Genomic DNA, 12,064 nt, shown 5'->3' on the forward strand with positions numbered 1-12,064 from the left:
CTCTCTCACCCACGGCCTGCAACGACCTGGGGGTTTGCGGGCTCCCGTCCGTCACCGCAACGTCTACAATAGCTGACCTGCGGCGCTTCGACTTACAAGGGGTATCTCTCCTCGTGAACATCTCGCTCGTGGAGAGCGACCCCGCATCCGGCGCTTCGCGCCACCTTCTCCCGCAAGGGGAGAAGGGAAGAGGTGCGCATGGCGAGGACCTTGAATTAAGGCGCCGCGCGCCTCGCCAAAAACCGCGTGATCGCCCCACCCAGTTTCGCGTTGTCCATCGGCCCCGCCAGCGACTCCCTCGCGGTCGCAACGACATCCTCCGGCGCCTTGCCGTCGCGGAGCTCGCAGCACACTTGCGCAAACTCCACGTCGAATTCCGGATGCGGCTGCACGGTCAGCGTGGCGCCGTTGGCGTAGAGCAGGCCGGCATGCGGGGTGAATTCGGACGAGAGGATCGTCAGCGCATCGATGGGAGGCTCGACCACCTGGTCCTGATGTGAGGCGGCGATCGCGACCGCTTCGCCGTCGACGACGCCGTTCTCCGGCAGCACCTGATAGACGTGGCGGCCGATGCCCCAGCCCTTCTCCGACTTCTGCACGGTGCCGCCGAGCGCCTGCGCGATCAGTTGATGGCCGAAGCAGACGCCGACCATCGGCGTCTTGTTGGCGTAAGCCGTGCGTACGAAATCTTCCAGCGGCGCGATCCAGTCGAGCCCGTCATAGACGCCGGCGGCAGCACCGGTGATCAGCACGGCCTCGAGCTTGCTCGGATCGGGCAGCGCATCGCCATTGGGGATGCTGACGACGTCCACCGTGGCGGTCGGGTCCTCGGCGCGGACCATGCGCTCGAACATGTCGGGAAATGAGCCGTGCTGCTCGCGGTATTTCTGCGGGACCTGTCCGGTCTCGATGATGGTGATGCGTGCCATGTGCCCCCCAAGGTCAAAAGGACAAAGTCAAAAGGTTGCGAAGCTCAGTCGCTTTCTGCCCCATGTTGCTGGTGTGGCGCTGTGCGCTCCAGCAGTGCGCTTTCCTTGCGGACCTCGTTGAGAAACGCCTTGGCCAGGCGCGACAGCGGCTCGGCTTCCGACCACAGCATATAGGCGACGGCGTGCGTCGTGGGCGTGAACGGCCGCACCACGAGGCCGCTGCCGCCGTTCTGCCGCGGCGAGAACGGATCGACCACGGCGGCGCCGACGCCGGCGGTGGCGAGCACGCAGGCCGTGTTGCAGTAGCGCACCTCGACGGTCGGCTGGAACGGCGCGCCGGCGCGGGCAAAGCTGTCGCGCACGGCCTCACCGAGGCGCGTGCCGCGCTCGAGCCCGATGAAGGGCATGCCGGATAGATCGGCGGCCGAGATCACGGGCTTGTCGGCAAGCGGATGCCGCGGCGGCAGCACGCACACCATCTCGCCGGTGTGCACCACCTCATGCGCGATGCCGGGATGATGCGTCAGCCCGAGCGCGAAGCCGAGTTCGGCAACGCGGCTGAGCACCCCCTCGATGATGCCCTCATAGCGCCGCACGTCGAAGAACACGCGCGTCTCCGGGCGGCGGCGAAGGAAGCTCGAGAGCGCCGACGGGATGATGCTGTAGGCCAGCGGCGGCGTCGCGACGAGCGCGAGATGGCCGGAACGGTTCTCGCGCAGATCGCGGACGCGGTTCTCGAGCTTGGCGTGCAGCGCGAAGATGGCTTCGCTCTCCTTGTAGAGCGCCATCGCCTCCGCGGTCGGAAACAGCCGGTTGTTGACGCGCTCGAACAGCGCAAAGCCCGCCTGCGCCTCCATCGTCTTCAGCGCGTTGCTGACCGCGGGCTGTGACAGCGCCAGTTCGTCCGCCGCCGCCACCGTGGTGCGGTGGCGGATGACGGCACGCAGGATCTCGAGCTGACGCAGGTTCATATCACTGCCGATTATACTCTGGGCCAAAACATCATAGCAGAACGAATTGATTTTGCAGCCCCGCTTCCGCGTAATGGTCGCGGATTTGCACGTCGCATCAAAGGGTTCATTCGCCCATTGAGGCAGCACTGCGCACATATTGGAGGCAATCTTGGTTCGTGTCCTTCGCGCCGCCGCCGCACAGATGGGGCCGACGCAAAAAGCCGATCCGCGCGAGCATACGCTGGCGCGGATGCTCGACATGTTGGAGGAGGCCGCCGGCCGCGGCGCCAGCCTCGTGGTGTTTCCCGAGCTTGCCTTCACCACCTTCTTCCCGCGCTGGCTGCTCGAAGGCGACGCGCTCGACCACTATTTCGAGCGCGGCATGCCGAACCCGGCCGTGGCAAAACTGTTCGACCGTGCGCGCGCGCTGCGCGTCGGCTTCTATGTCGGCTATGCCGAGCTGACCCCTGATGGCCGGCGTTATAATTGCGCGATCCTGGTCGATCGCGACGGCGAGATCCTCGGCCGCTATCGCAAGGTGCATCTGCCGGGCTCGGTCGAGCCGCGCGAAGGCGCGCGCTACCAGCAGCTCGAGAAGCGCTATTTCGACTATGGCGACCTCGGCTTTCCCGCTTTCCGCGCGGGCTCGGCCTGGGCCCATGCGATCATGGGCATGATGATCTGCAACGACCGCCGCTGGCCGGAATCCTGGCGCGTGCTCGGCCTGCAAGGCGTCGAGCTGGTCTGCATCGGCTACAATTCGGCCGCCTACGATCCCAATGGCGGCATCACCGAAGACGCGTCCTTGCGCACCTTCCACTCGACGCTGGTGACGCAGGCCAACGCCTACATGAACGCGACCTGGGCGATCTCGGTGGCGAAGGCGGGCGAGGAGGACGGCTCCGGCTTGATCGGCGGCTCCTGCATCGTCGATCCCAATGGCCGCATCGTTGCGCAAGCCCAGACTTTGGCCGACGAGGTGATCGTCGCCGACATCGATCTCGATCTCTGCCGCCAGGGCAAGGACAAGATGTTCAACTTTGCCGCCCACCGGCGGCCGGAGCAATACAGGGTGATCACCGAACGCGCCGGCGTCATCGAGCCGGCCGTTCTCGACGCGGACTGACTGGCACGGCGCTGGCAAAGGACTCAAAGCAAAACGTTGGCAAAGGAGCTGACATGATACGCCTCTCGCTCTCTCTCGGTCTCGCAGTACTGGCTACCGTAACGTCGGCGCAAGCGGCGGAGCTTCCGGCGGAGATCAAGCAGGCTGGCGTGCTAAAACTCACGGTCAATTCCACCTACGCGCCGATGGAGTACCGCGATCCCGCCACCAACGAACTCGTCGGGCTCGATATCGATCTGGCCAACGAACTTGCGAAGCGGCTTGGCGTCAAAATCGTCTGGAGCGAGACGCCGTTCGCCGAGTTGATCCCGTCGCTCCAGACCAGGCGCGCGGACTTCATCATCTCCGGCATCTCCGACCGCGCCTCGCGGCGCGAGATCGCCGATTTCGTCGACTACCTCGCCACCGGCCCGCAGTTCTTCGTGATGGCGGACAATGCGGCCAAGGACGCGACGGATCTCTGCGGCAAGAAGGTCGGCACCACCCGCAGCACCAGCTTCCCGGTCGAGATTGAGAAGTGGAGCAAGCAGAACTGCGAGCCGGCCGGCAAGCCCGCCATTCAGTACGTCCCCGGTGAGAACTCGATCGACGTCCGCAACCAGCTCAAGCAGGGCCGCATCGACGCCGCCGTGCAGGGCAGCGAGACGCTGCCTTACGCGCAGACGCAGGAGCCCGGCAAATATCGCGTCGTCGGCGAGCCCTTCGCCAAAGGCTACCAGGGCATCATGTTCCGCAAGGACGACGCGGCCTTGCGCGAAGTGGTGACGGAGAAGCTCACGGCGATGATCGCCGACGGCGCCTACAAGGCCGTCCTCGACAAGTGGGGCCTAGGGGCTAACGCGGTGGCTCAGCCCATGCTGAATGCGGCACCGCAATGAAGCCGGTGCCGGCACTCGCGGAGGGTTTCCCTGATCTGTCGGGGATGCGGATCGCGCGCGAGCCGCACTGGTTTCGCTGGCTCAGCGCGGCGCTGATCGTCCTCGTGCTTGCGGCGATCGTGCGCGCCTTCGCCGGCGGCCAGATCGAATGGTCCTATGTCAGTCGCTTCCTGACCGCAAAAGTCATCCTCGAAGGCATCGTCAACACGATGGTGATGGCGGTGCTGGCGATGGCGCTCGGCATTATCCTCGGCGTCGTCGTCGCGGTCATGCGGCTGTCGCCCAATCCGGTGCTGAAGACGGTTGCGGCCGGCTACACCTGGCTGTTCCGTGGCACGCCGCTGATCCTGCAACTGCTGTTGTGGTTCAACCTCGCGCTGGTGTTTCCGACCATCGGCATTCCCGGCTTGTCTGCGCGCGCGGTCGACGTCATGACGCCGTTCCTCGCCGCGCTGCTCGGGCTCGGCATCAACCAGGGCGCCTATACGTCCGAGGTGATGCGCGCCGGCATGCTGTCGGTCGACAGCGGGCAATACGAGGCGGCGCAGGCGATCGGCATGGGGCGGCTGCGCGCGCTGCGCCGGATCATCCTGCCGCAGGCGATGCGCGTCGTGATCCCGCCGCTCGGCAACGAGTTCATCGGCATGGTGAAGGCGACGTCGCTTGCGAGCGTCATCCAGTATCCGGAACTGCTGCACAACGCCGAAAACATCTACTACGCCAACTCGCGCGTGATCGAGCTCCTGATCGTCGCCGGGCTCTGGTACTTGCTCGTGGTCTCGATCCTGACGCCGCTCCAGATGCTGCTCGAACGCCGTTTTGCCCGCGGCACATTGCGGCTGGCGCGATGACAAGACCGCTCGTCGCGATCCGCACCGTCAGCAAGAGCTTTGGCGAGTTCCAGGCTCTCAGAAGCGTCTCGCTCGACGTCTGGCCCGGCGAGGTGATGTGTTTGATCGGCGCCTCCGGCTCCGGCAAGACCACGCTGCTCCGCTGCATCAACCAGCTTGCCGCGATCGATGCCGGCGGCATCTGGCTCGACGGCGAGCTGCTTGGCGTGCGCGAGCAAAGCGGGCGGCTCTATCGCCTCAGCGAGCGGGAGATCGGGCGGCAGCGGCTGAAGACCGGCATGGTGTTCCAGCGCTTCAATCTGTTTCCGCACAAGACAGCGCTGGAGAATATCACCGAGGGTCCGCTTCAGGTGCAGGGGCGCAAGCTAGATGAGGTGCGCGCGGAGGCGCTCGAACTGCTCCGGCGCGTCGGATTGTCCGCCAAGGCGGACTGGTATCCCGCGCAGCTCTCCGGCGGCCAGCAGCAGCGCGTGGCGATCGCGCGCGCGCTCGCCATGAAGCCGATGTTGATGCTGTTCGACGAGCCGACCAGCGCGCTCGATCCGGAACTCGTCGGCGAGGTTCTCGCGGTCATGAAGGAGCTGGCGAAGAGCGGCATGACCATGATGGTGGTGACGCACGAGCTCGGCTTCGCGCGCGAGGTCGCCGACCGCGTCGTCTACATGGATCAGGGTGCGATCGTCGAGCAGGGGCGCGCCTCGGACGTATTGGGTGCGCCGCGCGAGGAGCGCACCAAGGCATTTCTTTCGGCTGTGATCTGAAATGGGGGCGTGTTGATGAAGAGACTTTTGGTTGCGGCGGCGCTGTTCGGCGCCATGACCGTTTCGGCATTGGCGATCGAGCTGCCGCCGGAAATCGCCAAGCGCGGCAGCCTCAAGGTGGCGCTGGTGCCGAACTATCCGCCGATGGAGTTCCGCGATCCCGCCACCAACGCGCTGTCCGGCTTCGACATTGATCTCGGCGAAGCCATCGGCCGCAAGCTCGGCGTCAAGATCGAATGGCAGGAGACAAGCTTCGCCGAGTTCATGCCGTCGATCTCGACCGGGCGCGTGGACGCCATCCTGTCCGGCTTCACGGACTACGCCAGCCGTCACGACATCGCGTCCTTCGTCGATTATCTCAGGAGCGGCCCGCAGTTCTTCGTGCAGCAGTCGCGCAAGGCGGAGTTCAAGGACGCGGCATCGCTCTGCGGCAAGAAGGTGGGCGCCAGCCGTCGCACCATGTTCCCGGCGCAGATCGCGGCGTGGAGCGAGAAGAATTGCGGCGGCAATCCGATCCAGTTCATCGGTACCGACGGCTCGGCCGACGCCCGCACCCAGCTCAGGCAGGGCCGCATCGATGCCGCCGCCCAGGGCAACGAGACGCTGCCCTACATCATGGACCTCGAGCCCGGCGCCTATGCGTCCGTAGGCGAGCCCATCGCGCAGCAATTCACCGGCATCGCCCTGCCGGTCAAGGAAAAGGCACTTCAGCAGGCCATTCTTGAAGCGGTCGATGGGTTGATCGCCGACGGCACCTACAAGACCCTGCTTGCCAAGTGGAAACTGAACGACAACGGATTAGAGAAGGCGACCATCAATGCTGGACAGTAAGGCACTCAAGAGCATCCCGCTCGTTCCGGCCAACACCGCCGATCCCGCGCCCGAATATCCCTGGCCGAAACCCTATACTTCGGCGATGTTCCTGTCGTTCGACGTGGACGCGGAGAGCGCGTGGACCAGCAAGGACGCGGTCCACGCGCAGCGGCTCATCACCATGAGCTATGGCGGCTATGAGGCCCGCGTCGGTACGCCCAAACTCTTGGAGTTGCTCGACCAGCTCGATCTCAAGGCGACGTTCTTCGTCACGGGATGGTCGGTCGACGCACATCCGGCGATGGCGGAATCCATTCTCAAGGCCGGCCACGAGATCGGCCATCACGGCTATCACCACCTGCTGCCCGATCCCGGCGACCCTTGGATCGAGGAGGAGCTGGAGCGCGGCTTCGAGGCGCTCAAGCGCCGGCTCGGGGTCAGGCCGACCGGCTATCGCGCGCCCTATGGCGAGTTCACCGAGGAGCTGCGCGCAGCACTCGTACGTCACGGCATCGTCTACACATCGTCATTCCGCGACGACGTGCGGCCTTACCGCCATCGTCTGGCCGACGGCAAGCCCGGCACGATCGAGCTGCCGGTCACTGCGAGCTATGACGACTGGATGCACGGCCTCTCGGCCCGCTTCAGCCCGCGCTCGATCTTCCCCAAGGAGCACGTGCTCTCGATCTGGAAGGACGAGCTCGACGAAACCAGGGATTGGGGCGCGATGGTGACGACCGTGCTGCATCCCCAGTGCAGCGGCCGTCCGATGCGGCTGCGCCTGCTGCGCGAATTCCTGACCTACGCAAAGTCGTGCCCGGACGTCTGGATCACGACCGGCGAGAAGATCGCGGAAAATTTCCTGCGCCACGAAGCCGGCAACCGCTGAGCAGTGCCATGACCCGTCGTCGCATCCTCGTCATCAACCCGAACTCCTCCGCATCGGTGACGGCGGCGATCGACGACGCGGTCGCGCCGCTGCGCATCGCCGGCGGACCTGACATCGAGGTGGTTGGCCTTGCCGAGGGACCGCCCGGCATCAGCTCGCAGCGCGATGCCGACAGCGTCGTCATGCCGCTGGTCAACCGCGTCGCGCGCGCTGATGCGGATGCCTTCGTGCTGGCCTGCTTCAGCGATCCCGGCCTGCATGCGGCGCGTGAGGCGGCAGGCCGCCGTCCGGTGCTGGGCATCGCCGAATGTGGCATCTTTCGCGCGCTGATGCTGGGCGAACGCTTTGGCATCATCGCGCTGTCGCCGTCGAGCATCCGCCGCCAACAGCGCATGGCGCGGGTGATGGGCGTCGACAGCCGTTACGCCGGAAGCTGGTCGGTCGGCGCCAGTGCCGCGGAAACGGCAGGCGCCGATATCCGCGGCCGCTTGATCGAAGCCGGCCGCGCACTGGTCACCCAATGCCGCGCCGATGTCGTGGTGATGGGCTGCGCCGGCATGGCGTCGCACCGCGCGGCGATCGCGGAAGCGATCGGTGTGCCCGTGATCGAGCCGGCGCAGCAGGCGGTCGCCGCTGCAATCGGTGCGGTCTTGTTGAACACGTAAGATCCGTCAGGAGCCTCTCGTAATGCCTATCTCCCGCCGCTCGCTCCTCAAGGCCGCCGCCGCAGTACCGGCGTTGTCGCTGCCGGGCATCGTCCGCGCCGAAGCGCAGAGCACCTTGCGCTTCATTCCCGTCATCGACCTCGCCTTCGTCGATCCCATCTATTCGACCGCGCAGGTGTCGCGGAACCACGGCTTCATGGTCTACGACACGCTCTATGGCATGAGCTCCTCGCTCCAGGTCTCGCCGCAGATGCTGTCGGGCCACGCCATCTCCGCTGACTTGCTGCAATGGGACCTCAGCTTGCGCGATGGCCTGTTCTGGCACGATGGCGAACGTGTGCTGGCGCGCGACTGCGTCGCCAGCATCCGCCGCTGGGCGGCGCGCGACGGCTTTGGCGGCGAGCTGCTGGAGGCGACCGCCGAGCTCTCGGCCGCCGACGACCGCACCATCCGCTTCCGTCTCAAGCGTCCGTTCCCGCTGCTGCCGCAGGCGCTCGGCAAAGCGGCGATCAATCCCTGCTTCATGATGCCGGAGCGGCTGGCGAGCCAGGACCCGTTCAAGCCGCTGACCGAAGTCATCGGCAGCGGGCCGTTCCGCTATCTTGCCGACGAGCGCGTGCAGGGCGCGCGCAACGCCTATGCCAAATTCGACCGCTACCAGCCGCGCACCGACGGCAAGCCGGATTGGACCGCGGGTCCGAAGATCGTGCACTACGACCGCGTGGTCTGGACCACCACGCCCGATGCGGGCACCGGCGTCGCCGCGCTCCAGACCGGCGAGCAGGACTGGCAGGAGACCACGCCGCACGATCTGCTGCCGATCATCAAGGCGGCCGGCGATATCGAGACGAGCATCCTCGACCCCCGAGGCTACGCCTGCATGCTGCGCCTCAATCATCTGCAGCCTCCGTTCGACAATCCTGCCGTTCGCCGCGCGCTGCTGGGCGCGATCGACCAATCCGCGTTCATGACGGCAGTGGCCGGTACTGATCCGGCCTTCCAGATGTCGCCGATCGGCTATTTCGCGCCTGATACCCCGATGGCGAGCGACGTCGGCCTCGACGTGTTCCGCGGTCCGCGCAACTACGACAAGGTCAAGGCCGAACTGAAGGCCGCGGGCTACAATGGCGAGAAGATCGTGGTGCTGGTCCCCACCAACTCGCTGGCGCAGAAGCCGCTCGGTGAGATCGCAGTCGACTCACTACGCAAAGCCGGCATGAATGTCGAATATGCCGGGCTCGATTTCGCCGTCGTGTTGCAGCGCCAGCTCAAGAAGGACCCGATCGGGCAGGGCGGCTGGAGCGCGGCGGTCGGCAACTGGCAGGGTATCGACTGGCTCAACCCGGCCGGCAACACCAACATCCGCGGCGAGGGCAAGGTCGCCGGCTGGTACGCGAGCGAGAGGATGGGGCCGTTGCGCGGCCAGTGGCTGGCGGCCTCCGAACTCGCCGAGCAGCAGCGCATCTGCCGCGAGATCCAGGCGGTCGCGTTCGACGAAATCCCCTATATTCCGATCGGCCTGTACAAGCAGCCGACCGCCTATCGCAAAGCCATCACCGGCATTCTCGACGGCACCGCCGTCTTCTGGAACGTACGCCCCGCATGAGCACCACAGCAATTTTCGGCAGCTATGTGCTGTCACGGAAAGACGGCGCGCAGGACGTGCTGCGCGACCATTGGGTCCTGGTCGAAGGCAGGAAGATCGCGGCAATCACGCGCAGCAAGCCGAGTGCGGATCAAACTTACGATCGCCCCGGCCGCTTCGTGCTGCCCGGTCTCTTGAACCTGCACAATCACTGCTTCTCCGAAGCGGTGGCGCGCAGCCATACCGAGGACGGCAACGGCCGCAAGAACAACCAGAGCATCGTCTATACGGTGCTCTTGCCGCTGACCAAGCGCGGTGCCGATATCCTGTCGGCGGAAGAGCGCCTCGCGGTCGCACGGCTCGGCATTCTCCAACTCCTCAAGGGCGGCGCCACTACGGTGATGGAGCCATTCCGGAACTCGATTCCGGAAATGTTCGATGCGGCCGAGGAGATGGGCATCCGCTTCTATGGCGCGCCTTATCTGTTCTCGACGTCCGACGCCAAGGCCGGCCCCGATGGCGTCGTGCGCTATTCCGGCGACGACGGCACCGCCGACATGGCAACCTGGGACGCGCTCTATCAGCGTTGGAACAATCGTGGCGACGGGCGCATCAGTCTTGCGATGAGCCCGCACGCCACCGACACCTGCGGCCCCGATCTGCTGAAAGCCTGCGCCACGCGGGCGCGCGAGCTTGGCGTGCCCATCACGACGCACATGGCGCAGAGCCGCGCGGAGGTCGAGACCATCGGCAAGCGCTATGGCGGCCGCACGCCGGCGCAATATCTCGACTGGCTCGGCCTGCTGGCGCCGGACCTGATGGCCGCGCATTGCATGTTCAGCACCGACGACGATCTCAACCTGATGGCCGCGCGCGGCATGACCGTGCTGAATTGCCCGCGCGTATTCGCGCGCGCCGGCGTCACTGCGGCGTTCAGCCGCTTCGCCGAGCATGGCGTCCGCACTGTGGTCGGCACCGACGGCTACAACATGGATCTGCTCGGCGAGCTCAATGCGGCGTCGCTGATCTCCAAGGTCACCTCGGCGCGCGCCGATGTCGCCAATTCGCCGGAGCTGATCGAGGCGAACACGGCCGTGGCTGCCGACGTCATCAAGCGGCCTGATCTCGGCCGGATCGAGCCCGGCGCGACCGCCGATCTCACCGTCGTCGATCTCACCCATCCGCATCTTCAGCCGCTGTTCGATCCGCGCCGCGCGCTGATCGCACTCGCCAACCGCGCCAACATCGACCAGGTCATGGTCGACGGCCGCATGCTGGTCGACACCGGCCGCTATCTCGGCGCCGACGAAGCGGCGATCACGGCGGCGGGCACGGCCGCGATCGGCAAGATCTGGGACCTGCCGGAGGCGCAGGCCGCGTTCAACGGCTGAGGGTTGCGTCGTCCTCGAATTCCACCAGCGCCTTGCGCATGGTCTCGACCAGATCCAGCGCCACCGGCGAGGGGCTGCGTTGTGCCGGAAAAACGGCGGAGAATTCGAAGTCGATGCGCGGCAGGAAGCGGCGAACGACGACGCCGCGGGTGGAAAATTCCTGCGCGGTGAAGGGATCGCAGATCGCGACGCCAAGCCCTGATGACACCATGCCGCACATGATCTCCGACAGCGTGGTCTCGACCCGCAATACGCGGCGGACATTATGGCGATGAAAGACCTGGTCGACGAGGTGGCGGCTCGACGATCCCGCCGACAGCGAGATGAAGGTCTCGCCCTCGAAATCGCGCGGTTCCAGCACCTCCTTCTCCGCGAGGCGGTGACCGGTCGGTAGCACCGCGACGCGCGCCAGCGCGGGCAGCCGCTGGCTCGGCAGGCCGGAATGGGCGATCGGCACCTCGGCAAAGCCGATGTCGCATTGATTGTTGAGCACCCAATCGACCACGATCGGCGAGATCACGCCGAAGAAGGCGAGGTTGAGGTTGGGCCGTTCTTTCAGGAAATGTCCGGCGAGCCGCGGCAGATAGCCGTTCGACAGCGCCGGCAATGCAGCGACTCGCAGCGAGCCGGTGCGGCGGCCGCGGATTTCCTCGGCGGCGGCCGTGATGCGTTCGAGGCCGACGAAGGAGCGCTCCACTTCGGTATAGAGCGCCATCGCCGCGGCGGTCGGCACGAGGCCTGTACCGCGCCGCTCGAACAGCTCCATTTTCAGCAGCGCCTGGAGGTCGCGCAGCAGCCGGCTCACGGCCGGCTGCGTCACCTTCATCAGCGCCGCCGCCTCGGTCACGCTCCCGGTCAGCATCGTCGCGCGGAAGGCCTCGACCTGCCGCGAATTGATCCGGGCCATCCCCAATTCCATTCATAACATTTACGCATGTAGAGGGTGCCATTATTCATTGGACGATGGAAGTATAGGTTTGCGATCTTTTTCATCAGGACTGGAGACAGCCCGCTTTTTCGGCAGATTGGAGGGGTTCGAACCTCCAGATCGCGCCAAAACCCGCCGAGCAGGGGCCGGAGCCCTGTCCGGAGAGGGTTGGCGCGGAAGGAAATGAGAGCTGGCCCCGCAAATTCGGACAGTAGCTTGAGTGGATTTTCTGCCTGACAGCGGCGAGGATTCTTGCTGCGAATCAGGAGCGAAGATGACGAAGAAGAGCCGCCGG

General features: G+C 65.7%; 12 protein-coding genes. 9 read left to right on the forward strand and 3 right to left on the reverse strand.

Annotation, left to right across the window (positions count from 1 at the left end):
* Nucleotides 1–215 precede the first annotated feature (215 nt).
* Both QJT78_RS43725 and QJT78_RS43730 read right to left on the reverse strand, forming a co-directional pair.
* Nucleotides 216–929, reverse strand: coding sequence for a type 1 glutamine amidotransferase (locus QJT78_RS43725; protein ID WP_028151434.1), 714 nt, complete (start codon nt 927–929; stop codon nt 216–218).
* A 44-nt stretch (nt 930–973) separates the two neighbouring features.
* Nucleotides 974–1,900 (reverse strand): LysR family transcriptional regulator, encoded by a 927-nt coding sequence (locus QJT78_RS43730; protein ID WP_028151435.1) that lies wholly within the window; start codon nt 1,898–1,900, stop codon nt 974–976.
* Between the two features lie 151 nt (nt 1,901–2,051).
* Here QJT78_RS43730 and QJT78_RS43735 point away from each other — a divergent pair, with 151 nt between their 5' ends.
* Genes QJT78_RS43735 through QJT78_RS43775 form a run of 9 tightly spaced genes read left to right on the forward strand, consistent with a single transcriptional unit; the run spans nt 2,052 to nt 10,841 of the window.
* Entirely contained in the window at nt 2,052–3,008 is a 957-nt protein-coding gene (locus tag QJT78_RS43735; RefSeq protein ID WP_080586817.1) for an N-carbamoyl-D-amino-acid hydrolase, read from the forward strand.
* Between the two features lie 53 nt (nt 3,009–3,061).
* On the forward strand, nt 3,062–3,886 hold the full coding sequence (locus QJT78_RS43740; protein WP_028151437.1) for an ABC transporter substrate-binding protein: 825 nt from the start codon (nt 3,062–3,064) through the stop codon (nt 3,884–3,886).
* On the forward strand, nt 3,883–4,737 hold the full coding sequence (locus tag QJT78_RS43745) for an amino acid ABC transporter permease (RefSeq protein WP_038945236.1): 855 nt from the start codon (nt 3,883–3,885) through the stop codon (nt 4,735–4,737). Before QJT78_RS43740 ends, QJT78_RS43745 begins: the two co-directional genes overlap by 4 nt.
* A complete protein-coding gene (locus QJT78_RS43750) occupies nt 4,734–5,498 on the forward strand; it encodes an amino acid ABC transporter ATP-binding protein (protein ID WP_028151439.1) in 765 nt (254 codons plus the stop codon). The genes QJT78_RS43745 and QJT78_RS43750 overlap by 4 nt, the downstream gene beginning before the upstream one ends.
* A 15-nt stretch (nt 5,499–5,513) precedes the next feature.
* Complete coding sequence (locus tag QJT78_RS43755; protein ID WP_028151440.1) at nt 5,514–6,329, forward strand: ABC transporter substrate-binding protein; 816 nt, start codon at nt 5,514–5,516, stop codon at nt 6,327–6,329.
* Nucleotides 6,316–7,200, forward strand: a complete 885-nt coding sequence (locus QJT78_RS43760) for a polysaccharide deacetylase (RefSeq protein WP_028151441.1) — start codon at nt 6,316–6,318, stop codon at nt 7,198–7,200. The genes QJT78_RS43755 and QJT78_RS43760 overlap by 14 nt, the downstream gene beginning before the upstream one ends.
* A gap of 8 nt (nt 7,201–7,208) precedes the next feature.
* Nucleotides 7,209–7,865 (forward strand): aspartate/glutamate racemase family protein, encoded by a 657-nt coding sequence (locus QJT78_RS43765; RefSeq protein ID WP_038945238.1) that lies wholly within the window; start codon nt 7,209–7,211, stop codon nt 7,863–7,865.
* A gap of 22 nt (nt 7,866–7,887) precedes the next feature.
* Nucleotides 7,888–9,471, forward strand: a complete 1,584-nt coding sequence (locus QJT78_RS43770; protein ID WP_038953314.1) for an ABC transporter substrate-binding protein — start codon at nt 7,888–7,890, stop codon at nt 9,469–9,471.
* Entirely contained in the window at nt 9,468–10,841 is a 1,374-nt protein-coding gene (locus QJT78_RS43775; RefSeq protein ID WP_028151444.1) for an amidohydrolase family protein, read from the forward strand. The genes QJT78_RS43770 and QJT78_RS43775 overlap by 4 nt, the downstream gene beginning before the upstream one ends.
* Here the strand turns inward: QJT78_RS43775 and QJT78_RS43780 are convergent.
* The gene (locus tag QJT78_RS43780; RefSeq protein ID WP_028151445.1) at nt 10,831–11,748 is read right to left on the reverse strand and encodes a LysR substrate-binding domain-containing protein; all 918 of its coding nucleotides are present in this window, start codon (nt 11,746–11,748) and stop codon (nt 10,831–10,833) included. The two genes, QJT78_RS43775 and QJT78_RS43780, sit on opposite strands and share 11 nt — an antisense overlap.
* Between the last annotated feature and the right edge of the window lie 316 nt (nt 11,749–12,064).

Origin of the sequence: Bradyrhizobium sp. Mp27 (genome assembly GCF_029953005.1) — a bacterium.
Classification (GTDB): Bacteria; Pseudomonadota; Alphaproteobacteria; order Rhizobiales; family Xanthobacteraceae; genus Bradyrhizobium; species Bradyrhizobium barranii.